A 25471-nucleotide genomic window follows, 5' to 3' on the forward strand; every position below is an offset into this window, starting at 1 on the left:
CCGACCCCCTCGGTGTAAACGAGGTGCTCTGAACCAGCTGAGCTAATCGCCCTATCGGGTTGCAATGTCTTGCGTTATTGCGAGTGCAAATATACGTTAGTTTTTTAGTTCTCCAAAGAAATTGCATTAATAATTTATTTTATTTGAATTAAAATCTATAGTTTATTGGAATTGAATCCATTATAAAAGTAAATTTTTAAGCTTTTTTGATGATAAGTTGGGTTTATTTAACCCAACGGCAGCTCCGCTACAACAAAAGTGCTTCCGCCAACATAAATAAAGTCATTTTGGTTAGCATTTTCTTTAGCTGCTGTAAAGGCATATTCAACAGAGTCATATTTTTCACCAATTAAGCCATGTTTTTCAGCAGCTTCTTTCAGTATTTCAGTTGACAGGCCACGTGATGAATCCGGTCTGCAGAAATAATAGTGTGCTTTTTTAGGAAAAAGAGGCAAAATTGAATCCAGGTCTTTATCATTTACAACTCCCAAAACAATATGAAGATTCTCAAAATTTTCTTTCTGAATCTGATTCATCACAATTGCAAGACCATGCTTGTTGTGTGCCGTGTCACAGATTGTTTTCGGATTTTCTCCCAGTTGCTGCCATCTTCCTTGTAAACCGGTATTTTTGGAAACGTTTAGTAATCCTTTTTTTAAGTCCTCATACGAAACTTTAAATTCATTTTGACTGTTTAAAACGGCGATAGTCTGCTGAACCGTTTTTTTATTGTGAAACTGATAATCTCCAATTAGATCAGATGAAAAAACTTCAGTAATTAAATCGGATGCAAAATAAATAGATGCCTTATTTTCTTCGGCTTTAGCCAAAAAAACAGGCTGTGTTTCCGGAGTATATTCACCAATAACAACTGGAACGTAGGGTTTAATAATTCCAGCTTTTTCGCCCGCAATTGCAACCGGTGTATTTCCTAAAAACTGTGTATGATCTAAATCTATGTTAGTAATTACAGAAACTAAAGGGGTAATAATATTAGTAGCGTCTAATCTTCCTCCCAAACCGACTTCAATAATGGCAATTTCAACTTTTTCCGAAACAAAATAATCAAACGCCAAACCAACAGACATTTCAAAAAAACTCATGTCATTGGATTCAAAAAAAGTTTTGTGTTTAGTGATAAATTTAACAACAAAATCTTCTGAAATTTCCTGACCGTCAATTTTAATCCTTTCCCTGAAATCCTTTAGATGGGGTGATGTATAGAGTCCAACTTTATATCCCGCTTCCTGCAAAACCGACGCCAGCATATGCGAAGTAGAACCTTTTCCATTTGTTCCTGCAACATGGATACACTTTAATTGAACGTGCGGATTACCAAGATGTTCAGCCAACATTTTAATATTAGTCAAATCTTCCTTGTAAGCCGAAGCGCCCTGAAGCTGGTACATCGGTAATTGGTTAAACATCCAATTGGTGGTTTCCTGATAGTTCATTTTTGATTAAAATAGCGGTTAATTGAAATAATTTTCAATTTTATTAGTTTACTATTATAGCGAAAATTATCTTTATTGCAAATTTGAAATATTTTTTAGAATTAATTATTATAAACCAGAATTAATATATGTTTAGCTTCATACAATTACAAACAGATACCATTGCAAACGCATCTAACGTAGTTATCGAAAAAATTGCTCCCGAAACCGAAATTTCCGTTTTAGGGTTCATTTTAAAAGGAGGTTTCTTCCTTATTCCAATAGCAATCTTATTATTTTATACTTTTTACCTGATTATAGAACGTTATTTATACATTACGAAAGCCTCAAAAATTGACAATCGTTTAATGATGGATGTAGGCGATAAGCTTAATTCCGGAAATATTGAATTAGCCAGAACAATTGTAGAAAGAAGTGATACTTCGGCTGCGAATATCCTGAAAGAAGGTGTTTTGGTTATTGGAAGGCCTATTGCAGAAATCGAATCCAACATGGACCGTGCCGCCGATATCGAAATTGCTCAAATGGAAAGCAAACTGGGACATCTGGGTCTAATTGCCGGTATTGCACCAACCCTTGGGTTTGTTGGAACTATTTCTGGGGTAATCAAGATTTTCTACAGCATTTCGGTTACAGAAAACATTAGTATCGGAAACATTTCCGGAGGATTGTACGAAAAAATGATCAGTAGTGGCGCAGGACTTATTGTAGGTATTATTGCCTATAGCGCTTACCACATCCTCAACGGTAAAATTGATGATTTTGCCTTGAAAATCCAGAAACAAATATTAGCTTTTGTCAATATAATTCAAAGAGCATAACGTATGTCTATTAAAAGAAAAAGGAGATTTCATGCTGAGGTGGCGACCTCCTCATTAAGTGATATTATGTTTTTCCTGCTGTTGTTTTTCTTAATTATATCAACACTTGCAAATCCTAATGTCATCAAAATGACGTTACCGAAAGCTAAGGCCAATGAAAAAACGAACAAACAATTAATAAGCTTGTCAGTTACAGAAGATAAAAAATTCTACATCGACAAAGAAGCGGTAGATTTTGAAAACCTCGAAGCACAGCTAATGTCTAAAATTGGAGATGATAAAGAGCAGACAGTTGTCGTTCGTATTCCGTTCAATTTGCAGGTACAGGATTTGGTTGATGTATTGCAGATAGGGGTAAAGAACAATCTGAAATTCGTAATTGCCACAAGTCCAAAATAAAACATTCATTTGGGCGTGACCACAATAAACAAAATGGGCTAATCAGCAAGGTGTTGACTGGCCCATTTTTTTATTCTGGTCGGGCTATACGCGCTACTTCGGTAGCCAGCTGCTATCCCTCACGCGGAAAAAAAGAGAGAGTAGAAGAAAGAGCAAAGAAGAAAGAGGGATGCAGGAAGATAAAAGAATAAGTAGCCATAAAGTATGTCATTTCGACGGGAGAAATCACACTAGAAACTCGCAATTAAAATCGTCAATCTTTGTCGAGTTACGAGTGTGATTTCTCTCTTCGATCGAAATGGCAAACTAGACCAAAAGAGCGAATAAAAAAGGCTTTCTGAAAATCTCCAGAAAGCCTTTTTTATAGTATAAATTTATGTTTTTAATTCAAACTAAAATTATACACAATTTTACCAACCTGTTTTGCAGCAGCATTGCTATCAGGAGACCATTTAGTATTCATTGCAGCTATTTTAGCTTGTTCCAGTAAACAGCTTGCCGTATTAGTCGTTCCTTTTACTCCCGGAGTTGCGCTTATTGTTTTTCCGTTTTGGTCGACTGTAACTTCTACAACTACTTTTCCTTCTTCATTACAGGTGTATTTTGGCGCGGGTTTCGATAATGCTTTTCGGTTGCCTAATGAATATCCTGATCCGCCACCAGAACCTCCTCCGCTTCCGGCTCCGTAACCGCTTCCGGTACCAATGCCGTTTCCGGTACCGTTGCCTCCTCCAGTTCCGCCACCGGAACCTCCAGTGCCATAATAGTCTTTAGAGCTTAAGTTTCCGCCTGCTTTTCCTTTATTGCCTGCTGTTTTATCATCACCATCCCCGCCTTTGTTGGATCCTTTTAAAATGCTGGATAAAGCATCATTGGTAGAATTCGAAACTTTTGGCTTTTGAGGAGCTGGTTTTTCTTCCGGCTTTACAACGGGAGTATTTTTTTTAGGCTTTTCTTTTGCGGGAATTACTATTCTGTCATCGTCAGCTGCTGTATTTTCCTGGGTAAGAATTGCTTCTTCCGGAGTTGCTTTGGCAGTCGCTTGTTTAGCATTATTTTTTACATCCAGTACTTCACTTTTATAATTGGCTCCAGATCCAAAATCACTGTCTCCAAAATTCACGGTTACGCCACCACCGCCACCGCCTGCTGCAAGTGCCGAATTGTTTTCAGGATTATAAGGAGGCCAAAAACGGATAAAAAACAGGAGCAGCAATAATACAGCATAAATAGCTGTAGAGATTAATAATGATTTCCTTTTATCTGAAGAATCGGTAGAATTCATTTGATTCTGAATTTGTAATTGTATTTTAATAAAAACGTTTAAAAGTACTAAAAATTGTTTAGAATGAAAGGAGTGTTGTGATTTTATAGAAGTAGTTTTCTGCCAGATTAGTACTAAATCAGGACAAAAAAAAACGAGCCAAATAAAATTAGCTCGTTAGAAAAGGCGTATAAAAATTATACTAATTGTTTCAGTGCAATCTCAAAAGCAGTTGCACTTATATTTGTTTTCGACGAATTCAAAGCATGAGCTTTTACAATCGCATTTTTTATAATTTCAGATGTATCGTTAAAAATAGCCTCATCAGTCATTTGTACTTTTTTCTCCATAAAATAAGCAAACACTCTCGCCATTCCGCAATTGGATATAAAATCAGGAATCAGGCTTACTTTATGATCCACTTCTTCCATAATAGGACCGAAGAAAATTTCCTTGTCTGCAAAAGGAACGTTGGCACCGCACGAAATAACTTCTAGTCCGTTCACAATCAAACTATCAATTTGTGATTGTTTTACCAATCTTGAAGCAGCACAAGGCGTAAAAATTTCAGCACCAATTGTCCAGATTTTCGAATTGATTTCATCAAACGGAATCATATTTTCGGAGACTAATTTGTTTCCGTCCTTATTTAAAAACAGCGTTCTGATTTCCTCAAAAGAAAACCCTTCTTCATTAATTAATCCGCCGTCACGATCGATTATTCCAATTACTTTGGCTCCCATTTCAGCCAGATAAAAAGCAGCTGCAGAGCCAACATTGCCAAATCCCTGAACAATTGCTTTTTTACCTTTTATATCTCCGCCATAAATTGCATAATAATGACGAACAGCCTCGGCAACCCCAAAACCGGTAATCATATCGGCAACAGTATATTTTCTGGTAACGTCCGGTGAAAACTTAGGATTCTCAATTACCTTGATAACCCCCTGACGTAATTGTCCGATTCTATTGATTTTATCAGCTTCCGTAGGTTTAAAATGCCCGTTGAAAACGCCTTCCTGAGGATGCCATACGCCACATTCTTCTGTCATCGGGATAACTTCGTGAATCTCATCTACATTCAAATCGCCGCCTGTTCCGTAATAACTTTTCAATAAAGGGGAAACCGCTTTGTACCAACGTTGTAATACTCCTTTTTTACGAGGATCATTAGGGTCAAAGTTTATTCCGGATTTCGCGCCTCCAATTGCAGGACCCGAAACCGAAAATTTGACTTCCATGGTTTTAGCCAATGACAATACTTCATTCATATCAAGACCTTTTCTCATTCTGGTGCCTCCGCCCGCAGCTCCTCCACGAAGTGAATTAATTACAGTCCATCCTTCAGCTTCTGTTTCAGAATCTTTCCAGTTAAAAACAATTTCAGGTTCTTTATTTTCAAATTGTTGCAATAAATCTTTCATATTGTTGTGATATATTTATTTTAAACAAATATATAAAAGCTTTTATGAGAAATGTGTATTATGTCTTTTTTTTTATAATTACAGCAGATGAAGGCATCAACTATGACAACTGCTATAAGATTTTGATGAAAACAAAGGAATTGGCATCACAGATTTTTAAATAATTTAGTTCAGTATTCAATCAAACTTCCTGAAAAAAATTTTGTACTATAAACAAAAACGACAGCAGTAAAGATGTTTTTTCTGCTGTCGTTTAATAATTTTTAGTTGAACCTCCTTTTAATAAATACTATAATAGGATTGTATTAATTATACTAAGGAATGTCCCAAAATACTCTTGTTGTTAAAACATCTCCTCCAATGGCAGCAGAAGCATCAGCGAAATTTTTTGAGTTTCTTGACGCTTCAACATCCGGATACGAAAATCTGCGTATAAAACCGCCGTTAAGATTATTGTTATAGCTATTAGGTGCAAGCGCTGGAATTCCAGTTCTTCTAAAGTTTGCAAATGCTTCCATTGAATATCCAAAATTGGATATCCAATATTGCGTATTAATCAAGGTGAGTGCATTAGCAGTATTGTAAGTTACGTTAGGTTGTGCTATATAAGTATTTTGGTCTGCAACTGAAATAGCACCATAACCACCAGGATAAAGCGAATATTGATTCATGCTGGCTATAATTCCAGCCTCATAAAGTGATTGGGCAGTACCTTCTGATGTAATCCAGCCCCTTGCAGTTGCCTCAGCCAAAAGTAATTTGGTTTGAGAATTTGTAACTAAGAATATAGGAGCCAGAGCACTTGCAATGGCATTATAATTTAACTGTGAATAGTTTAGACCACTTCCACTTGTACCTCTGTAATTAGGATTTGTTTTAATGGATTCTGAATCAAATCCAACAGGAAAACCGAACTGATTGGGAATTGCTGTATCAGGATTAGTTGCTAAAACTAAATTTGGATCAGCATATTTGCCTACAAGATACGTTGATCTTGGGTCACTAGTTGCTTTAAACTGATTGACAATTGGTTCAGCAGCATAATATGTGTAGGGGTTTTGGGCTCTGATAGATTCGTTCGGAGGTGTAATAAATAAGGCATTGAATTTTAAAATTGCGTCATCGGCATTAGACTGCATAACACCGCCGGCAATTGCTTCAATGACAATGCTTTTTGCTTTATTTGGATCTAATTTTGAATAGCGCATTCCTAATCTCAATAAAATAGAATTGCCTAATTTTTTCCATTTTGCAATGTCACCTTTGTAAAAAAGGTCGGAAGTAACAATATCTCCTGACGGATTCAATGCTGCTGTAGCAGATTTTATTTCGGTATACAAATCAGCATAAATAGCTGCATCATCATCGTATACCGGAGCATAGTTTCCTTCTAAGTAAGCTTTTCCAGCTTGTGTGTAAGGAACATCTCCATAAGAATCTGCCAAATTCATAAAAACATAAGATCTCCATATACGAAGCATATTGTATAAATTGGCACGTTCTGGCTTACCTTCAATATTAGCAATACTTTGAGTAATTAATTTAATAGATTCAGTGTAAGCATCCCAGGTATCATTGTTTAAGTTATCAGTATCATCATTAAAATTAGCGCCAGATGTAGCCCCGGTATCGTAGGCAAGCACAAACTGCTGCACAATGGTACTTTCTCCGGTCCAGGTACCAACAGGAGTTAGTCTTTGCGATTCTGCAAATAAAAGCGAAGGATCAAGAGTGGTTACAGCGTAAGGATTGGTGTTTAGTTCTTCAAAACCATCATCGCAGCCTGTCATCGCAAAAAATAAAGAACCTATAAGAATAGTTATTTTTATCGTTTTCATAGCAATTACTTTTTAAAATTTAACGTTTAAATTTATACTAAAATTTCTAGTTGTTGGTAGTGTAGCTTGCTCATAACCAACTCTATAATCTCCAGAAGAAGCAAATGCCTCAGGGTCTAAGTCTGGTAGGTCACTTGCAATAAGAAGTACATTGTGACAGGACGCTGCCAGAGTAAGGCCCTGAATAAAATTATTATTTTGTTTTATAAGACTGGTGAGGTCATAGGTAAACGTAATAGTTCGCAACTTAACGAAATCAGATTTATAAATAAAGGGATCTCCAATTTGTCCATTTCTATGATCCGTCCAATACGATCTTGTATCTAATATATTTGTATTGGGCTGGCCCGTACTTTCAATTATACCATCAAGGACAACATTGCCTTCCCGACCATATAAAGACAATTTATTGAGTCCTTGTCTTGCACCGTTTAAAGCCGTAGATGAAATAACTTTTCCTCCTAATTTATAATCAAAAAACACTAAGAGACTCATGTTTTTATAAGAGAAAGTATTGGTCCAGCCACCTGTCCATTTTGGTAATGCACTACCAAAATTCACATATTCAGTTGATGCCTGAACACGTCCGCTGCTGTCAAGAAGAAGCTTGCCATTAGCATCTCTCTTATATGTTTTTGCGGAAAGCTGGTTAAGAGGTTGTCCAACCTGATAAACCAATTGACCTAAGAATTCATTTCCGCCATAACTTTGTACTACCAAATTATTGATACCCGGAGCTAATTCCAATACTTCTGTTTCAACAAAAGTACTATTGAAAGTACTGCCCCATCTAAAGTTATTTGTCTTTACTGGTATAACTTCAAGCATAAATTCGACACCACGATTTTGTAAGGATGCTAGGTTTTGTGGAGTAGAGGTATAGCCAGAAGTGCTTGAGATTTGAACATTTAAAATTTGATCTGTAGTTGTTTTTTCAAACGCAGCAATATCCAAATTTACTCTGCTTTTAAACATTTTTAATTCTAGTCCTACTTCTTTTTCTGCCACTGTAAATGGTTTTAGGTTTTGATTAGGGGAACTTCCATCACCGGCAATAGATCCTAAAACCTGACCATTAAATTGATTTTGGTTGATGCTATAGTTTAGGTTTCCATTAAATGCTCCAATACCATTAGAACTTCCAACTTCTGCATAAGAGGCTCTTATCTTGCCATAACTCAGCCAATCGCTGTTTTTCATTAATTCTGAAAAAATAAAACTACCACCCACAGACGGGTATAAGTAACTATTGTTTTTTGGGTTCAATACAGAATACCAGTCATTTCTGGCAGTTACATTTAAAAAAAACAAGCTTTTATAGCCAAAGTCGGCAAAAGTATATAAGGAATTCACCTGCGATCTTCCGATGCCATAGCTCTGATTTTTAGTAATACCATTTTCTATGGAATAGAGATCTCGCACTGTAAAATCGGTTACAAATTGTCTGGAGTCTGAAGATTTGGTTTTATATATATTGCCCCCGACACTTAAATCAACAGAAAAATCTCCAAATGTCTTATTTGCACCGATTAAGAAATCAGCATTTAAATCTGTGCCTCTGAAATTTCGTATTTCATATGTGCCATTATAACCTGTATTTGCACCATTTCTGGGTGTCGACGAACCTCTTCCGGTAGGAGTATTAAATTCTCTTTCATTATCTGAATAATCATAGTTAATTCTACCCTGAGCATATAACCAATCGGTTAATTCGTATTTTAAAGAAGCTGTCATAAGGAAACGGTCCCTAACATCATTAAAGAATTGGCGTCCCAAATTGTAGTAGGGGTTTATTACGGTGCTTTGAAACCCGGAATTTCTCCATTCCGTTGTTGTTGCGGGGTCTACTACGCTGGTTTTAAAAGCCACTAAAGGAATAGATCCTGCCATCCTGTAAAGAAAGTTCGGAGCTCCTGCCCCCTGAGCACCTACTTCCGGAGGATTAATATTATCTTCATGAGTGTAGTTTAAATTTACTGCTACACTAAGTTTTTTAGAAAGGTTATGGTTTAAACCTAAATTAGCAATTTTTTTAGTGTATTCATTGTCGGGTTGAATACCATCGGCATGCGAATGAGAAAAGGAGGCTCTAAAACTGCCATTTTCACCACCGCCAGAAAAAGCAACTGTGTTGGAAAATAACAGACCAGTTCTGTAAAACCCCTTAATCCTGTTGTTATCATAAGAATATGGGCGTAAAACACCATCGTAATTAAAGGTTGGTAAGCCATCTAATTTAGCTCCAAAACCGTACTGCCCATTTGAAGCGGCATCTGCTGCCGAGGTTGGTTTATTTCCACCAACACCCTGACCATATACTTTTTGAAAATCGGAATAATCTAAAACAGACTGACTTGTAAAATTAGTGGTAAATTCGACCCCTATTCCCTGATTTTTTTTCCCGCTTTTAGTAGTAATGATTATAGCTCCATTTGCAGCCCGATATCCATATAACGCCGCTGCAGTAGCTCCTTTTAAGACCGTCATGCTTTCGATGTCATCTGGATTTATACCTTGTAAATTATCCCCTAAATCGCGTGAATCGTTTCCATTCGCGCCACGGGCATTTTGATCCATAGGAAGACCATTGATCACAATAAGGGGTGAATTGCTTGCTCCGGCAAATGCTGATTGACCACGCAAACGAATTTTTGCACTTGCACCTGCACCTGCAGAAGGAGGTGAAATATCCAAACCCGCAACCTTGCCTTCAAGAGATGCCATCATGTTGGCATTTCTGTTTTTCTGAAGATCATCATTGTTGACAGTTTCAACAGAATATCCTAGTTTTTTTGATTCTTTTTTAATTCCCAATGCAGTAACTACCACTTCGTCCAGAGCAGATTCGCTTTGAGTAAGAGTTACATTTACAACTGTTTTACCAGCAACTAAGACTTCTTTTTCTTTGTATCCCAGATAATTAAATAGCAAAGTTGCATTACTTTGATTGCCAATAGAAATTTCGAATTTTCCATCCAGATCTGTAGAAATACCAGTTTTTGTGTTTTTTAATACAACGTTTACACCGAATAATGGTTCTCCTTTATCATCTGAAACAATACCTTTAACGGTTTGGGCTTGTGTTTGATTAAAAATGCCAAACATAGTGATCATAAAAATAGCTGTTCGAAGGCTATATACTTGTTGCAGAAGATGTTTCGGTTTGCAATAAATTTTAATTTTACTCTTCATAATTGACTTGTTTATTTGATTTGTTTAATAAAAAAGTTGGGGTTAACAAAGCAAATAAATAAATAAAAATCAAAATCAAAATAAAAAGAACAAAAAAATTAATGCATTATAATTTTATTTTCATTGTTATTTTTATGATATGTAAAAAAAAATCAGTCATTTTTTTAGTAATTAATTATTTTTTGCTCATTTGTTCTTAAATTGGGATTTGACCAGAGAGATGATGCAAATGCTAATAAATACGCAGGATTTGGATATTTTTTATTTTTTTTAACAAGTATATATAATTACTCAATCAGCATTAGTATTTTATTTTTTTCTTAAAAAAACAACCTTTAAAAAAATAAAAAACACACCAAAATATTTTTAATTTTTAATAGTATTTAACTTATTTTATTTTTTAATACGTGTGTTTTTTACATTTTTAAATTTTAAAAATTAACACATATAACTCTGATTTTTAATAACATACAATTTGCATTTTGAAACATTTTGATTATGATAAAATAATTTTATTATCTTTTCGAAAAAATTTAATCATAAAGCATATGAAATTTAGAGTAATCATCATAGCCATTTTTGTTATTTTTATTAATTGCAAAAGACATAATTTAGAAAATGACAAACAATCAACTTTAACCTTAAAAGAGTCTTTTAAAAATGAATTTTTAATTGGGATTGCCATAAATGAAGAAATCTCATCCGGAAAAGACTCCGTTTCTCAAAATATTATTCTGAAACAATTTAACTCCATCACTCCGGAAAATGTAATGAAAGCGGAAAGGATAAATCCAAAACCAGGAGTTTATAATTTCACACCTGCAGATGACTTTGTGGAGTTTGGCAAAAAAAATAAAATGTTTGTAATTGGACATACTTTAATATGGCACAATCAAACACCGGATTGGTTTTTTAAGGATAAAAATGGAAAACCTAATACAAAGGAAGCTCAAATGGAACAAATGAGAAAGCATATTGAGGCTATTGCAGGGAGGTATGCCGGTAAGGTACAAGCCTGGGATGTTGTAAATGAAGTGCTTGACGAAAATGGCTCTTATCGCCCAACAACCTGGGTCAATAGTATTGGTAATGGTGATACTTTAGTGAAAAATGCATTTAAATTCACCAGTAAATATGCACCCAACACAGAATTATATTATAACGATTTTAACGTCTGGCGGCCAACTAAAAGAGATGGTATCATGCGTATGGTAAGAATGCTGAAAAAAGAAGGTGTGAGAATTGATGGTATTGGTATCCAGGGGCATTGGGGACTGAATTATCCAAAAAAAGAATATATTGAAGCGGCAATAGACTCCTTTGCTTCATTAGGCGTAAAAGTAATGATTACGGAATTGGATATTGACGTATTGCCATTAACAAAAGAAGGGCAAATTATAGGTACCGGATTATTGCACCCCCAATACGAATTAGAAGAATTTAAAGCATTTCTAGACCCCTATAAAAATGGTTTACCAACAGATATACAACAACAATTAGCCAACAGATATGCGGAATTGTTTGAAATATTTTATAAAAAGCGTGATAAGATAGACCGCGTTACTTTCTGGGGATTACATGATGGGATGTCATGGAAAAATGATTATCCTATTGCAAACAGAACTAATTATCCATTACTATATGATCGCAATAAAAAGCCTAAGCCTGCCTTAAAAGCGATCCTGAATATAAAAAAGAATTAGAAAAAGGCTCTTGTTTAAAACTGCTTTTTCATTTTGATATAAGAATATTTATAATATATTTGTTTAAAAAAGCAATCGATTGCGTAAAAAATAAAAATAATTAATCATCAGTAAATCAATGAATAATAAAAAAAAACTCCGTAGTCAGGAATGGTTTGGCGGGAACGACAAAATGGGATTTGTACACCGTTCCTGGCTTCGCAACCAAGGATATCCAGACGATTATTTTGAAGGAAAACCTGTCATAGGAATTTGCAATACATGGTCAGAATTAACACCTTGTAACGGACATCTTAGAGATGTTGCAGAAATTGTAAAAAGAGGGATTCTTGAAGCGGGAGGTTTTCCATTGGAATTTCCAGTGATGTCACTTGGGGAAACCATAATGCGGCCAACTACCATGCTGTTTCGAAATTTAGCGAGTATGGATGTAGAAGAATCTATTCGTGCCAATCCTTTAGATGGTATTGTGTTGTTAACAGGCTGTGATAAAACAACTCCTTCCACTATTATGGGAGCTTGCAGTGTTGATTTGCCTACTATCGTAGTTCCAGGAGGACCGATGCTGAATGGTCGTTTTAGAGGAGGTACTATAGGATCGGGGTCATTTAACTGGATGATAAAAGAAAAACAAAAAACAGAGGAATTTGATGCTGAAGATATGCGCGAAGCCGAAATTTGTGCGGCACGTAGTATTGGACATTGCAATACCATGGGAACCGCTTCAACTATGGCTACAATGGCCGAGGCACTTGGATTAACGCTTCCTGGGTTTTCATCAATTCCTGCAGCAGATTCCCGAAAAAAAGTAATGCAGCAACTTTCTGGTCGTCGTATTGTAGAGATGGTAAAAGAAGATTTAACCATGTCTAAAATCCTGACAAGAAAGGCTTTTGAGAATGCTATTGTTACCAATGCAGCGGTTGGGGGATCGACCAATTTAATCATTCACTTAATTGCCATTGCACGTCGCATAGGAGTTGATTTAAAATTGGAGGATTTTGATTCTGTTGGCAGTCATATTCCATTATTGGTAAATTTAATGCCTTCTGGAAAATTCCTTATGGAGGATTTCTTTTATGCCGGAGGCTTACCAGTTGTTATGAAAGAATTAGGGAATTTATTACACCAGGATATCATTACAGCAAATGGAAAAACGTTTAGAGAAAACTACGTAAAAGCCAAATGTTATGATGAGGAAGTGATAGCCAAAATAGACACTCCTTTACAAAAAAATGCAGGAATAGCAGTATTGAAGGGGAATTTGTGTGAGAATGGCTCTGTTATAAAACCTTCTGCCGCTACTCCAAGACTTATGAAACATACAGGAAGAGCCGTAGTTTTTGAAAGCATGGAAGATTATCATGAACGTATTGATACACCCGATTTGGATATTGATGAAAATTGTGTAATTGTACTCAAAGGAGTAGGTCCAAAAGGATATCCAGGAATGCCTGAAGTTGGTAATGTGGATCTTCCCGAAAAACTGATTATGAAAGGAATTAAGGATATGATTCGTATTTCGGATGGCCGCATGAGTGGAACAGCTTATGGAACTGTTGTACTTCATGTTTCTCCAGAGTCAACAATAGGCGGAACATTAGCCATTGTTCAAAACGGCGATATGATTACTTTGGATGTGGAGAAAAGATTGCTTCAACTGAATATTTCAGATGAAGAAATTGCCAAAAGAAAATCAGCATGGAAAGCTCCGGAGCCTATGGCAACAAGAGGTTATGTGCGTTTGTATTTAGATCATGTTGAAGGTGCTGAACTTGGTGCTGATTTAGATGTTTTAGTGGGAGGTTCAGGCTCACAAGTAGATAGAGATTTACACTAAAAAATATGATAGTATTTTATCTGTTATTATCCGTTTTGCTTATCATTTTGCTAACAGCTAAATGGAAGGTGCATCCCTTTGTAGCTTTACTTTTAGTAGCTATTTGTTATGGTATTGCTGTTGGCATGCCTTTAAATCAAATCATAGATTCCGTAAACAAAGGTTTTGGAAACACTTTAGGAAGCATTGGAATGATTATTATTTTAGGTGTCATCATTGGAGCTTTTCTGGAAAATTCCGGAGGCGCTTATGCTTTAGCCGAAAAAGTCCTAAAATTTACAGGAAAGAAAAAAATTCCTTTTGCAATGGGAATTATCGGATGGTTTGTTTCTATCCCTGTTTTTGCCGATAGTGGTTTTATGTTATTGGCACCACTAAATAAAAGTTTATCAAAAAAAGCAGGTATCTCATTGTCAGGAACAGCTATTGCGCTGGCACTTGGCTTAACAGCATCGCATACCTTAATACCACCTACTCCCGGACCGGTAGCGGCAGCTCATTACTTAAATGCAGATTTAGGTTTAGTGATGTTGTTAGGAATTCCTATTAGCGTATTTGCTTTAATGATCAGTTTAATATTTATTAATAAAGTTGTTTCAAAAACATATATAGACCCGGATCCGGAAATTACAGATGAAGAAATTACAGAACGCTTAAAAACGGCACCAAGTGCCTATAAAGCAACTATTCCAATTTTTGCACCAATAATCTTAATCGTTATAAAATCATTATTGACCACGGTTTTAGGCTACAAAACGGATGATTATGAATCATTTCCAGCCTTTATAAAAATACTATATTTTTTAGGTGAACCTTTCATTGCTTTATTAATAGGTTGTTTTTTATCTTTTACACTTCCAAAAAAATTGAACAGCGATATGTTTTCAACATCAGGTTGGATTGGTAGTGCCCTGGAAGGTGCGTCATCCATTTTACTGATTACAGGAGCTGGAGGAATATTTGGACAAGTACTTAGGGATTCAGGAATTGCAATTACTTTAGGCGAAGCTTTATCAAACATAAACATTAGTATTTGGTTGCCGTTTTTATTAGCAGCAGCTATAAAAACAGCTCAGGGATCATCAACAGTAGCGTTAATTACAACTGCATCAATTATAGCTCCCATGATGGCTACTCTAGGTTTTGAAACCGAATTGCAAAAAGCTATGGTTGTTATTGCTATTGGCGCAGGTTCTTCTGTGATTTCTCACGCAAATGACAGTTTCTTTTGGGTAGTAACAAGGCTTTCCGGAATGGATATAAAAATGGGTTACCGTTTCCATAGTTTAGGAACATTTATTTTAGGAACATCATCAGCACTATTACTATACATATTATATTTAATTTTAACATAGATGAAAATTTACAACACATCAAAAGGTATTTTAATCGAATCAGAAAATATGTTTTATCTCCATACTAAAAATTGGGATGAATTAATTAATGATGACAACTTATTCGAGAATTTAAAAAGCTTTGTAATCACCAGTACTTCAATAGCTAATGCTCAGAATTTGATTGATAATTATTTAAAAGCACCATTAGAAAATCAAGAAATCTGGGCTAGTGGGGTTACCTATTTTAACAGCAAAATGGCACGACAGGAAGAAAGTAAAGATGCAGGAGGTGCTGACTTTTACGAACGTGTATATCATGCCGACAGACCCGAATTGTTCTTTAAAGCGACAGCACAACGTTCGGTCCCTTCTGGAGGAAAAGTAAATATTAGAAAAGATTCTAGTTGGGATGTTCCGGAACCCGAATTAACATTAGTTATTACTTCAAGCGGAAAAATTATAGGTTACACCGTTGGAAACGACATGAGTTCAAGAAGTATTGAAGGTGAAAACCCTCTGTATTTACCACAGGCCAAAACATTTGATGCCTGTGCGGGTGTAGGTCCTTGCATTCTGGTAACCGAAAAACCGTTACCTTTAGATACCGAAATCCATTTAAAAGTAATTAGAGACTCGGAAGTTATTTTTAACGAAACGACTAGCATTAATAAAATCAAAAGGAAACTTCAAGAATTGGTTGATTACCTTTTTAGAGAATGTACTTTTCCACATGGATGTTTATTGATGACGGGTACGGGTATTGTGCCAACAACTGATTTTACTTTGAAAAGTAATGACGAAATTCAAATTACAATCGATCACATCGGTACATTAATCAATTATGTACGATGATATTAAAAGGTGTTGTTTTTCTTGTCTAATGAAAGCGGACTATAGATTCTCTTGTGAACATATATCCTATGAATTTAGTTAATAGCAACATATTAGAAAAAAGATGGGCGCCCTGACAAAGTTTAAAATAGATTTAGTCAGCTAAAAAATAATAAAAAAACAGAAAAAATGGATTTGACAGGAGGAAATTATATCGCAGGATTATTATCATCAGAAGGGAAAAGTACGTTTAAAGCAGTTAATCCATTTGACGCTTCAGAGTTGCCAACAGATTTTCATGAAGCGACTATAGAAGAGGTAAATAAAGCAGCTACAAAAGCGAATGAAGCATTTGCTGTTTATGGAAAAAAAAGTGGTACTGAAAAGGCTGGTTTTTTAGAGACAATAGCCGATGAAATTTTAAATTTAGGAGATGCTTTAATAGAGTGTTGTTGTGCTGAATCAGGTTTGCCTGTTGGAAGAATCACGGGAGAGCGTGGCAGGACGATGGGACAATTAAAATTATTTGCATCATTACTACGTGAGGGTTCATGGGTAGATGCCCGTATCGATAATGCTATTCCAAATCGGGAACCATTGCCAAAAGTGGATATTCGCTCTATGCAAAAACCATTGGGAGCAGTAGGTATTTTTGGAGCAAGTAATTTTCCTTTAGCTTTTTCGGTTGCAGGAGGTGATACCGCTTCGGCACTGGCAAGTGGGTGTACAATTGTTGTAAAAGGACACCCGTCACATCCTGGAACTTGCGAAATGATTGCTTTTGCGATTAATAAAGCTGCTGAAAAATGCAATATGCCAAAAGGGGTTTTCTCATTAGTTCAAGGACAATCTGTTGCCATTGGTATGGCTATTGTAAATCATCCTTTAATTAAAGCGATTGGTTTTACAGGTTCTAATAAAGGTGGAAAAGCAATTTTTGATGCCGCAAATAATAGGCCGGAACCAATTCCTGTATATGCCGAAATGGGAAGCAGTAACCCTGTTTTTATTTTGCCACAAGCGTTAAAACAAAATGGCAACGAAATTGCACAGGGATTAACAAATTCTGTTACACTGGGTGTAGGTCAGTTTTGTACCAATCCGGGAATTGTATTTTTAGAAAATGCAGAAGTTTTGTCTGGTTTTAAACAAGCTGTTTCTGAACATTTTGAGCAGGTTGAAGCCAATACGATGCTGAATGGCGGAATTAAAAAGGCATTTGATGAAGGCATCGCTTTTTTGAATAGTAAAAATGGAGTGAATTTATTAGCAAAAGGCAAAGTTAATGATGAAGGCTACAAAGGAACATCTTATGTTTTTGAAACTTCGGCAAAAAATTTCATTAAAGAAAATTATTTAGAAGAAGAAAATTTTGGACCTTCAACAATAACTATTACAGCAGATTCTAGAGAAGAATTATTAGCATCAGCCAATAAACTACAAGGACATTTAACCGCAACAATTTTTGGGACCGAAGAAGATCTGAACAATTATACAGATTTAATTCAGATTTTGGAGCAAAAAGTAGGCAGGCTAATCCTCAATAATTATCCAACGGGAGTTGAGGTGTGTCATTCTATGGTTCATGGCGGGCCATTTCCATCAACAACAAATAGTCGTTCCACATCAGTTGGTACAGGTGCAATTTCAAGATTTACAAGACCTTTTTGTTACCAAAATTTCCCTAATCATTTATTGCCAAACGAATTAAAAAATGAAAACCCATTGCAAATTTTTAGAATTGTAGATGGTGAAATAACAAAATAATTCAATTCGAAGATTGTAAGTTAAAAAAATGAGGTTAGAAAAAAAGGAATGTTGCTTCTTTGAGTATATTAAAATGCCAGGTTAATTGATTTACCTGGCATTTTAATTAGGATCTCTTTCAAGAACAAGATTGCATTTAGCACTAACATCTATATATTAAGAATTGTATAAGAAATCATTCATAGACGAGTTCTGTCTTGTTGATTAGTTGTTTTTGCCCAATAATTCTTCCTTCAAATCTTTATCTACAGGATTTTCTGAAAGCCAAATACCAAAGAATGCTTTTTTAAATTCGAAGCTTTCAATTTTTCCTTCGTATTTGTCATTTTTATAAATCCATAATGATCTGTCTAAAGGATTGTAGATTAAGTTAAAACTATCACCTGCTTTTGTAATTTCACGACCTATTAAGGCTTCTAGTTGATCTACTTCCTTTATTAACTTTAACATTCCTTCTTCCCCAACGGATTTTTCCATTCCTTTTGCCAGTGCTTTGGATAATTTTTTAGAAGTAACCAAAGATGATGTTATCTGAATTCTGATTGCCATTTCTATATCACTTTCTAAAATAAGATTTGCATCTTGTGTTAATTGTGATAAATATAAGGCTTGCACATACAATTCTGTAAACATTTTAGAACGTTGCCCAACACCATTTAAGGTCAATGTTTTTCCTTTAAAATCAAGCGTTCTTGGTATAGTAACACCGCCTACTTCCAATTTCTTCTGCGCATTAATTGTAGTGAATTGTAAACTTAAAATAAATGTAAATAGTAGAATCTTTTTCATGGTCTTTCGGATTTTTTGTTTTTGCAAAATTAATGCTAATTTGTTAAAAGAACGCTCTTTAGCCTAATGTTTTTTGTGATATTTTTTATATTTTTAAAATGTATTCGTTTTTAAATCAAAATAGTAAGATTTGGTTTACGTAAATATACGTGTATTTGCAAGCCTTGGTTTTCAGTATTATATAAATTATTAAAGGTTTATGCAGTACTCTTTTTTATCTATAATTTTACTCTTAAATTTTAAAGAAAATGTATTAGTTTTCATCTTTACCAAACTTAAATTCAAAATAATTACGAAAACGTTATAGTATTTTTTAATTAAAACTTAAAATACTATGCATGCATTGTTATTTAATATTTAAAATTTATCTTTGGAAAGCTTTTTTAAACTAAACAGACAGTAGAAAAGCCTTAATAATTAAAAAAATTACTATGGATTTTAATCTTACCGAGGAACATTTAATGATTCAGCAAGCTGCCAGGGATTTTGCGCAAAATGAATTGTTGGAAGGAGTAATTGAACGTGATGAAAAGCAAATTTTTCCAACAGAACAAGTAAAAAAAATGGGAGAACTTGGATTTATGGGAATGATGGTTGATCCTAAATACGGCGGAAGTGGTCTTGATACCATATCTTACGTGATTGCTATGGAAGAAATTTCCAAGGTAGATGCATCTGCTTCTGTAGTAATGTCTGTAAATAATTCATTGGTTTGTTGGGGAATACAGGAATTTGGAACTGAAGAACAAAAACAAAAATATTTGCCGGGTCTGGCATCGGGTGAAATTCATGGTGCTTTCTGTTTAAGCGAACCGGAGGCAGGAAGTGATGCAACCTCTCAAAAAACTTCAGCAATAGATATGGGAGATCATTATTTGGTAAACGGAACAAAAAACTGGATTACAAATGGAAATACAGCATCAGTTTATTTGGTAATTGCCCAAACCCATGCCGAATTAAAACATAAAGGAATCAACGCCTTAATCATGACCAAAGACATGCCGGGGTTTTCAGTAGGTCCAAAAGAGCAAAAAATGGGTATTCGTGGTTCTGATACACATTCATTAATGTTTAATGATGTAAAAGTTCCTAAAGAAAATAGAATTGGAGAAGATGGTTTCGGATTCAAATTTGCCATGAAAACACTTGCTGGAGGTCGTATCGGGATTGCATCTCAGGCGTTGGGAATCGCTTCAGGAGCGTATGAGCTGGCTTTGAAATATTCTAAAGAACGTAAAGCCTTTGGAACAGAGATTTGCAATCATCAGGCTATTGCTTTTAAACTTGCTGATATGGCTGTGAATATTGAGGCGGCACGTCATCTTTGTATGAAAGCTGCCTGGGACAAAGACCAGCATAAAAATTATGATGTAAGTGGTGCAATGGCGAAATTATTTGCATCGCAGGTAGCTATGGATACCGCGGTAGAAGCTGTGCAAATTCATGGAGGAAACGGTTACGTAAAAGAATATCACGTAGAACGTTTTATGCGCGATGCCAAAATTACTCAGATTTACGAAGGGACTTCAGAAATTCAGAAAATTGTAATTTCAAGAGCTGTTATTGCAGGATAAATTAATCAAAAATATAGGATTAAACCCTTTCAGACACTTGTTTGAAAGGGTTTTTTATTTGCTCCTTAAAATTATTACATTTACACAAAGCAATTTGTATGTATGAAGATTTAAAATATTGGTATTTAAGGGATCATAAATTGTTTAGAACTTTGAGTTATAGTCAAATTAAGCAATTGTGCATTATCACAGGTTTTAAAAAAGCATCAAAAGGGGAAATAATTTATTTTTCCTCTTCAGACCTGCCTCGTATATTTTTACTTAAAAAAGGGAATATTAAAATTGTTGCAGTTGATGATGATGGTAACGAAACGATAAAAGATATCATCCAGAAAGGAGATTTATTTGGAGAATTGACTTTGGAAAGTGATTTTAAAAATGAAGAATACGCAAAAGTCCTTTCAGATGATGTTGCAATTTGCAGCTTTCTATTATCCGATTTCGAAGATTTATTACTTAAGAATCCAACTTTGGCTCTTTCTTACACTAAGTTTGTTGGTTTAAAGATGAAACGAATCAAAAACAGTTACGCCAATTTAATTTCTAAGGATGCCAAAACCAGATTATATCAATTCCTTAGAGACTGGGCTGAGCAGGAAGGTATTCGCAACGAAAATGTAGTAAAATTAGAGAACTATCTAACGCAAAATGATATCGCACAAATAATTTGTACTTCAAGACAAACGGCCACACAATTGCTTAATGAAATGGAAAATAATTATCTTTTAACTTACAGCAGAAAAGAAATTATCATTCAGGATATCACCAAAATATAATTATTTTTAACAAAGTGTAAATCAGCTGACATTTTGATTTTTCACAATAAAATAATTTTACATTATCAAATAAGATATAAAATTAAAATTATGAAAAAGCTAATTTTTATTGTTTTTGTCGGTATAACGATGTTCGCCAATGCACAAAACACAATTCCCAAAAACGCAAATGATATTTCTCCGTTACTAATAGGAGAGAAGATTCCAAGCTTTATTTTAAAATCAACTGATAATACAGATGTAAAAGTTTATGATTTGCTAAAAAAGAAAAAAACAGTTCTGGTTTTTTACAGGGGCGGCTGGTGCCCTTATTGCAACATGCATTTGCAGGCATTAGCTGAAGCCGAAAAACAAATTCTGGATTTGGGATATCAAATTATTGCAGTAAGTCCTGATGCTTCTGAAAATTTAAAGATTACAGAAGAAAAAGATAAAGTAAAATACACTTTGCTTTCTGATTCAAAAGGAGAACTAATTAAAGCAATTGGAATTGCTTTTGAAGCTCCTGAAAACTATAAATCGATAATTAACGTAAATTCTAATGGAGCCAATAGCAACATTTTGCCCGTTCCCTCTGTTTTTATTGTAGATACAAATTCCGACATTTTGTTCGAATATATTTCGCCCGATTTTAAACATCGTATTTCATCCCAATTGTTGATTTCAATATTAAAAAACTTAAATTAAACTAAAATGAAAAAAGCAGTAGTATTTTTATTTATACTTGTTTCCGTTGTTTTATATGGTCAAAATGATTCAAAAAGGATAAGTCATTATAATTTAGAAAATAAAATAGCAATTCAGGGATTTGATCCGGTAGCTTATTTTACTAACGGGAAAGCAGTAAAAGGAAAAAAAGAAGTTTCTGCCTCGTATCAGGGAGTAATTTATAAGTTTTCTTCCAACCAGAATAAAGAGGCTTTTTTAAAGAAACCTTCAGAATATGAACCTCAATATGGAGGATGGTGTGCGTATGCAATGGGAAGCACAGGTGATAAAATTGAAATAAATCCTGAAACTTTTAAAATTATTAATGGGAAATTATATTTATTTTACAATGCTTATTTTAACAACACGTTAAAAAGCTGGAACAAAAATGAAACAGTTTTAAAAGTAAAAGCAGATAGTAACTGGAAAAATATAATCAAATAGCGTTATGATAAAAAAGAAATTCATAATCTGGATTTTAAGAATAATAGCTGCAGCTATTTTGTTGCAAACTTTGTTTTTTAAATTTAACGGAGCAGAAGAAAGTATTTATATTTTTTCAACTTTAGGAGTAGAACCTTATGGAAGAATTGGAACAGGAATTGCGGAGTTAATTGTTGTTATTCTGATTTTAATTCCAAGAACAACATGGATTGGGGCATTATGTGGTTTAGTAATAATGACAGGTGCCATTTTTTCACATTTATTGGTTTTAGGAATACAGATTAAAGGTGATGGAGGTTTGCTCTTTGGTCTTGCTGTAATTGTGTTTGTATGTTGTTTAGGATTGCTGCATCATTACAGGAAAATATTTTTTAACTTTCTAAAAATAAAATAATCATGTTAGTAAAATCAATATGCCAGAGTTTGGATGAATTAATTTATATTTTAGATCAGTTATCTGATAATGAATATTCGAAATATTGCAAAGCTTTAAGTAATGCAACAATTGGCGAACATACAAGACATATTATCGAAATGTTTCAATGTCTGGATAATGGTTATGAATTAGGAATTCTAAATTATGATAGTCGAAAAAGAAACGAAAAAATTCAAACAGAAACTACAATTGCTAAAGAATGTATTAACGAAATAAAAACAGGGTTGCGGACAGAAAACAAAAAAATGTACGTAGAACAAGTGGTGAATGGACTTGCGATCCGGATTCAAAGCAGCTATTATAGAGAGTTACTTTATAATCTGGAACATTGTATTCATCATCAGGCACTGATTAAAGTGGCTGTTTTGCAAATGGAAAACATTTCGATTAATGAAAATTTTGGCGTAGCCCGCTCAACCATAGAATATAGAAATAAGTGTGTACAGTAAGTTTTGTAAATAATAATGGAGAAGTCATTTTAACTTCTAACCGGGATGAAAAAGTAATTCGTCCAGGCGCTATTGAGCCAAAAAATTATTTGTTGAACGGTAAAAATATTGTGTATCCAAAAGATCCAAAAGCTGGTGGAACATGGTTTGCAATGGACGAAAACGGAACTGTATTGGTACTATTGAATGGAGGAATTGTAAAACACAATCCTTTATTTTCGTATAGAAAAAGTCGAGGATTAATTGCGTTGGATATTATTTCCGATCAATCACCCAAGGATTTTTGGTCACAAATTAATTTAAGCAATATTGAACCTTTTACATTGGTTTTGTATCAGAGTAGAAAATTATACGAGTTGATATGGGACGGTTTTGAGAAAACAATGAAACAATTGAATGAATTTCAAAACCACATTTGGTCTTCTGTTACGTTATATTCTGATGAAATGAGAAAAAAAAGGGCTTTCTGGTTTCATGATTTTTTAAGAAACAAAAATGAAGTTTCAGCACGGGAAATGTTTAGTTTCCATACTACAACTCAACAAAATGATTCTGAAAACGGTTTGATTATAAACAGAGAAAATACAGTGAAAACGGTAAGTGTTACCCAGGCACTAGTTATCCAAAATAAAGGAATAATACGGTATCATGATTTAGTAAATGCACAAGATTTTTCGACTTCATTTATAAGTATCTAAAAAACAGAGATGAAACTACTTATTCATAAAATCACTAATTGGGAATATTGGCCTTTTCAGGTATTATATGTTCCTATCTATTTTCTTTGGGCCTATTATTCAATCCGGGCCAGATCAATTTTCTTCTTTAATGCGTCAAATCCTAAAATAAAAAATGGCGGATTTATGATGGAAAGCAAAAAGCAGATTTATGATTTGATTCCAAAAGAATATTATCCAAAAACTATTTTAGTTAAACAAAACACTGATTTAAAAAATATCGTGGATGCGATAGTCGAAAACAAAATTTATTTCCCCCTGATTGCCAAACCGGATATTGGTTTGCGTGGCTCTGGCGTAAAAAAAATAAAAACTGTTTGTGAATTGAATACATATGCCGAAAAAGCCAATTTCGATTTTTTAATACAAGATTTAATTCCGTTTAAAAAAGAGTTTGGGATTTTCTATGTACGTCATCCGCTTGAAAAACAAGGAAAAATTACCGGAATCGTTTCTAAAGAATTTTTAATAGTTACAGGCGATGGAAATTCGACAATTGAAGATTTAATTTGTAAAACACCAAGATTTCAGTTACAGCTTGAAGTTTTAAAAGAAGAATACGGTGATCAGTTGCAGCGGGTTTTACAAAAAGACGAAGCGATAAATTTAGTTCCGTTTGGAAATCATGCCCGGGGTGCAAAATTTCTCGATGGAAGTAATTTGATTACGCCAAAATTAACAGCTACGATTGATGAAATAGCACAACAAATTCCGGAGTTTTACTTCGGGCGTTTTGATATTATGTACAATAATTTTGAAGAATTAGAACGCGGGGAAAATTTTCAAATTGTAGAACTTAACGGAGCTGCGAGTGAACCAACACATATTTATGATCCTAACCATTCAATTTGGTTTGCCTGGAAAGAACTGGCCAGGCATATAACATTTATGTATGAAATTAGTATTGAAAATCATAAAAGGGGAGTGCCGTATTTAGATCATAAAGAGGGAATTCGGGAATACAAATTGCATTTGGCTCAGAATAATAAAATAGCAAATTTTTAAATGAAAAAGATAAAGAATATCGCAATAGGATTTCTGGTGAGTTTCATCGGTTCGATTCCATTGGGATATCTGAATTTAATTGGATTAGGGATTTATTCAAAATCAGGACTTCAGGATCTAATTTTCTTTTTATTTGGAGTCATTTTTATAGAAACTTTTGTGATTTATTTTACGCTCATTTTTGCAAAACAACTAATAAACAATAAAAAATTAATTAAGATAATCGATTTCTTTGCAATCGGATTTATGTTTGTTTTGGCTTTTCTTTTTTATTTCAATTTCAATCAATCATCAACTTCTGATGTTGATTTAAATAAATATTTGATCTATTCTTCTTTTGGAATTGGTATAATTTTAAACTGTATCAATTTTTTGCAGATTCCATTTTGGACCAGCTGGAATTTATATTTGCTTAATGGAAAGTATATTATAATAGAAAAAAAGTTAAAATATTATTATATTGCAGGAACTTTAATTGGCAGTTTTTTAGGAATGTTTAGTTTAATTGTAATTTTGCAAACTGTTTTTGAAAAAACAAACCAATTTTCAAAGTATATATTGCCTGTTTTTATTCCGTTATTTTTTATTGTTTTAGGAATTATGCAGGCGTTTAAAATCTATAAAAAGTATTTTAAAAAACCAGCTTTAGAACCTTAATTTCTGGAGCTATTAAAGCTTCAGTA

The 25471-nt window shown here is 34.2% G+C and carries 22 protein-coding genes; 16 read left to right on the top strand and 6 right to left on the bottom strand.

Features of this window, described 5'->3' with window-relative positions; all coding sequences use genetic code 11:
• Positions 1-227: 227 nt before the first annotated feature.
• Positions 228-1454, bottom strand: a complete 1227-nt coding sequence (locus ABI657_RS03725; RefSeq protein ID WP_348095897.1) for a folylpolyglutamate synthase/dihydrofolate synthase family protein — start codon at positions 1452-1454, stop codon at positions 228-230.
• A 128-nt stretch (positions 1455-1582) separates the two neighbouring features.
• Between ABI657_RS03725 and ABI657_RS03730 the strand changes: the two genes are divergently transcribed.
• Positions 1583-2275 carry a MotA/TolQ/ExbB proton channel family protein gene (locus tag ABI657_RS03730; RefSeq protein ID WP_348095898.1) on the top strand — a complete coding sequence of 231 codons (693 nt, stop codon included), beginning with the start codon at positions 1583-1585 and terminating at the stop codon, positions 2273-2275.
• A 3-nt stretch (positions 2276-2278) separates the two neighbouring features.
• Complete coding sequence (locus ABI657_RS03735) at positions 2279-2674, top strand: biopolymer transporter ExbD (protein WP_348095899.1); 396 nt, start codon at positions 2279-2281, stop codon at positions 2672-2674.
• A gap of 382 nt (positions 2675-3056) precedes the next feature.
• On the opposite strand, the gene ABI657_RS03740 is transcribed toward ABI657_RS03735, so the two are convergent.
• The 4 genes from ABI657_RS03740 to ABI657_RS03755 all read right to left on the bottom strand — a co-directional run bounded on the left by ABI657_RS03740 (position 3057) and on the right by ABI657_RS03755 (position 10314).
• Complete coding sequence (locus tag ABI657_RS03740; protein ID WP_348095900.1) at positions 3057-3959, bottom strand: energy transducer TonB; 903 nt, start codon at positions 3957-3959, stop codon at positions 3057-3059.
• 176 nt (positions 3960-4135) lie between these two features.
• Complete coding sequence (locus ABI657_RS03745; RefSeq protein ID WP_348095901.1) at positions 4136-5362, bottom strand: Glu/Leu/Phe/Val dehydrogenase dimerization domain-containing protein; 1227 nt, start codon at positions 5360-5362, stop codon at positions 4136-4138.
• 314 nt (positions 5363-5676) lie between these two features.
• Positions 5677-7200: a SusD/RagB family nutrient-binding outer membrane lipoprotein gene (locus ABI657_RS03750; RefSeq protein ID WP_348095902.1), complete on the bottom strand. Its 1524-nt coding sequence runs from the start codon at positions 7198-7200 to the stop codon at positions 5677-5679.
• 12 nt (positions 7201-7212) lie between these two features.
• Positions 7213-10314 carry a SusC/RagA family TonB-linked outer membrane protein gene (locus ABI657_RS03755; RefSeq protein WP_348095903.1) on the bottom strand — a complete coding sequence of 1034 codons (3102 nt, stop codon included), beginning with the start codon at positions 10312-10314 and terminating at the stop codon, positions 7213-7215.
• 626 nt (positions 10315-10940) lie between these two features.
• Between ABI657_RS03755 and ABI657_RS03760 the strand changes: the two genes are divergently transcribed.
• From ABI657_RS03760 to ABI657_RS03780, 5 genes are all read left to right on the top strand, one after another.
• Positions 10941-12095, top strand: coding sequence for an endo-1,4-beta-xylanase (locus ABI657_RS03760; RefSeq protein WP_348095904.1), 1155 nt, complete (start codon positions 10941-10943; stop codon positions 12093-12095).
• Between the two features lie 118 nt (positions 12096-12213).
• The gene (locus ABI657_RS03765; RefSeq protein WP_348095905.1) at positions 12214-13935 is read left to right on the top strand and encodes an IlvD/Edd family dehydratase; all 1722 of its coding nucleotides are present in this window, start codon (positions 12214-12216) and stop codon (positions 13933-13935) included.
• Positions 13936-13940: 5 nt separating this feature from the next.
• Entirely contained in the window at positions 13941-15290 is a 1350-nt protein-coding gene (locus ABI657_RS03770) for a gluconate:H+ symporter (protein ID WP_348095906.1), read from the top strand.
• A complete protein-coding gene (locus ABI657_RS03775; RefSeq protein WP_348095907.1) occupies positions 15291-16124 on the top strand; it encodes a fumarylacetoacetate hydrolase family protein in 834 nt (277 codons plus the stop codon).
• Positions 16125-16292: 168 nt separating this feature from the next.
• Positions 16293-17870, top strand: coding sequence for an aldehyde dehydrogenase (NADP(+)) (locus tag ABI657_RS03780; RefSeq protein WP_348095908.1), 1578 nt, complete (start codon positions 16293-16295; stop codon positions 17868-17870).
• Between the two features lie 204 nt (positions 17871-18074).
• On the opposite strand, the gene ABI657_RS03785 is transcribed toward ABI657_RS03780, so the two are convergent.
• Positions 18075-18659: a chalcone isomerase family protein gene (locus tag ABI657_RS03785; protein WP_348095909.1), complete on the bottom strand. Its 585-nt coding sequence runs from the start codon at positions 18657-18659 to the stop codon at positions 18075-18077.
• A 431-nt stretch (positions 18660-19090) separates the two neighbouring features.
• Here ABI657_RS03785 and ABI657_RS03790 point away from each other — a divergent pair, with 431 nt between their 5' ends.
• The 9 genes from ABI657_RS03790 (at position 19091) to ABI657_RS03830 (ending at position 25445) form a co-directional block, all read left to right on the top strand.
• On the top strand, positions 19091-20233 hold the full coding sequence (locus ABI657_RS03790) for an acyl-CoA dehydrogenase family protein (protein WP_348095910.1): 1143 nt from the start codon (positions 19091-19093) through the stop codon (positions 20231-20233).
• A gap of 98 nt (positions 20234-20331) precedes the next feature.
• Positions 20332-21009 (top strand): Crp/Fnr family transcriptional regulator, encoded by a 678-nt coding sequence (locus tag ABI657_RS03795; protein WP_348095911.1) that lies wholly within the window; start codon positions 20332-20334, stop codon positions 21007-21009.
• Between the two features lie 90 nt (positions 21010-21099).
• The gene (locus tag ABI657_RS03800; protein ID WP_348095912.1) at positions 21100-21696 is read left to right on the top strand and encodes a peroxiredoxin family protein; all 597 of its coding nucleotides are present in this window, start codon (positions 21100-21102) and stop codon (positions 21694-21696) included.
• A gap of 6 nt (positions 21697-21702) precedes the next feature.
• Complete coding sequence (locus ABI657_RS03805) at positions 21703-22161, top strand: YHS domain-containing (seleno)protein (RefSeq protein WP_348095913.1); 459 nt, start codon at positions 21703-21705, stop codon at positions 22159-22161.
• A 4-nt stretch (positions 22162-22165) separates the two neighbouring features.
• On the top strand, positions 22166-22555 hold the full coding sequence (locus tag ABI657_RS03810; RefSeq protein WP_348095914.1) for a DoxX family protein: 390 nt from the start codon (positions 22166-22168) through the stop codon (positions 22553-22555).
• A gap of 2 nt (positions 22556-22557) precedes the next feature.
• Positions 22558-23046: a DinB family protein gene (locus ABI657_RS03815; RefSeq protein ID WP_348095915.1), complete on the top strand. Its 489-nt coding sequence runs from the start codon at positions 22558-22560 to the stop codon at positions 23044-23046.
• A complete protein-coding gene (locus ABI657_RS03820; RefSeq protein ID WP_348095916.1) occupies positions 23034-23744 on the top strand; it encodes an NRDE family protein in 711 nt (236 codons plus the stop codon). The genes ABI657_RS03815 and ABI657_RS03820 overlap by 13 nt, the downstream gene beginning before the upstream one ends.
• Before the next feature lie 9 nt (positions 23745-23753).
• Positions 23754-24788 carry a D-alanine--D-alanine ligase gene (locus ABI657_RS03825; protein WP_348095917.1) on the top strand — a complete coding sequence of 345 codons (1035 nt, stop codon included), beginning with the start codon at positions 23754-23756 and terminating at the stop codon, positions 24786-24788.
• On the top strand, positions 24789-25445 hold the full coding sequence (locus ABI657_RS03830) for a hypothetical protein (protein WP_348095918.1): 657 nt from the start codon (positions 24789-24791) through the stop codon (positions 25443-25445).
• Positions 25446-25471: the final 26 nt, after the last annotated feature.

Origin of the sequence: Flavobacterium sp. (genome assembly GCF_039930565.1) — a bacterium.
Classification (GTDB): Bacteria; Bacteroidota; Bacteroidia; order Flavobacteriales; family Flavobacteriaceae; genus Flavobacterium.

Bases quoted from the DNA above. Each gene is read 5' to 3' on its own strand.
- ABI657_RS03785 (WP_348095909.1), bottom strand. From the start codon at position 18,659: ATGAAAAAGATTCTACTATTTACATTTATTTTAAGTTTACAATTCACT.
- ABI657_RS03765 (WP_348095905.1), top strand. From the start codon at position 12,214: ATGAATAATAAAAAAAAACTCCGTAGTCAGGAATGGTTTGGCGGGAAC.
- ABI657_RS03815 (WP_348095915.1), top strand. From the start codon at position 22,558: ATGTTAGTAAAATCAATATGCCAGAGTTTGGATGAATTAATTTATATT.
- ABI657_RS03730 (WP_348095898.1), top strand. From the start codon at position 1,583: ATGTTTAGCTTCATACAATTACAAACAGATACCATTGCAAACGCATCT.
- ABI657_RS03780 (WP_348095908.1), top strand. From the start codon at position 16,293: ATGGATTTGACAGGAGGAAATTATATCGCAGGATTATTATCATCAGAA.
- ABI657_RS03735 (WP_348095899.1), top strand. From the start codon at position 2,279: ATGTCTATTAAAAGAAAAAGGAGATTTCATGCTGAGGTGGCGACCTCC.
- ABI657_RS03760 (WP_348095904.1), top strand. From the start codon at position 10,941: ATGAAATTTAGAGTAATCATCATAGCCATTTTTGTTATTTTTATTAAT.
- ABI657_RS03800 (WP_348095912.1), top strand. From the start codon at position 21,100: ATGAAAAAGCTAATTTTTATTGTTTTTGTCGGTATAACGATGTTCGCC.
- ABI657_RS03810 (WP_348095914.1), top strand. From the start codon at position 22,166: ATGATAAAAAAGAAATTCATAATCTGGATTTTAAGAATAATAGCTGCA.
- ABI657_RS03755 (WP_348095903.1), bottom strand. From the start codon at position 10,314: ATGATCACTATGTTTGGCATTTTTAATCAAACACAAGCCCAAACCGTT.
- ABI657_RS03825 (WP_348095917.1), top strand. From the start codon at position 23,754: ATGAAACTACTTATTCATAAAATCACTAATTGGGAATATTGGCCTTTT.
- ABI657_RS03795 (WP_348095911.1), top strand. From the start codon at position 20,332: ATGTATGAAGATTTAAAATATTGGTATTTAAGGGATCATAAATTGTTT.
- ABI657_RS03740 (WP_348095900.1), bottom strand. From the start codon at position 3,959: ATGAATTCTACCGATTCTTCAGATAAAAGGAAATCATTATTAATCTCT.
- ABI657_RS03775 (WP_348095907.1), top strand. From the start codon at position 15,291: ATGAAAATTTACAACACATCAAAAGGTATTTTAATCGAATCAGAAAAT.
- ABI657_RS03725 (WP_348095897.1), bottom strand. From the start codon at position 1,454: ATGAACTATCAGGAAACCACCAATTGGATGTTTAACCAATTACCGATG.
- ABI657_RS03790 (WP_348095910.1), top strand. From the start codon at position 19,091: ATGGATTTTAATCTTACCGAGGAACATTTAATGATTCAGCAAGCTGCC.
- ABI657_RS03750 (WP_348095902.1), bottom strand. From the start codon at position 7,200: ATGAAAACGATAAAAATAACTATTCTTATAGGTTCTTTATTTTTTGCG.
- ABI657_RS03830 (WP_348095918.1), top strand. From the start codon at position 24,789: ATGAAAAAGATAAAGAATATCGCAATAGGATTTCTGGTGAGTTTCATC.
- ABI657_RS03805 (WP_348095913.1), top strand. From the start codon at position 21,703: ATGAAAAAAGCAGTAGTATTTTTATTTATACTTGTTTCCGTTGTTTTA.
- ABI657_RS03770 (WP_348095906.1), top strand. From the start codon at position 13,941: ATGATAGTATTTTATCTGTTATTATCCGTTTTGCTTATCATTTTGCTA.
- ABI657_RS03745 (WP_348095901.1), bottom strand. From the start codon at position 5,362: ATGAAAGATTTATTGCAACAATTTGAAAATAAAGAACCTGAAATTGTT.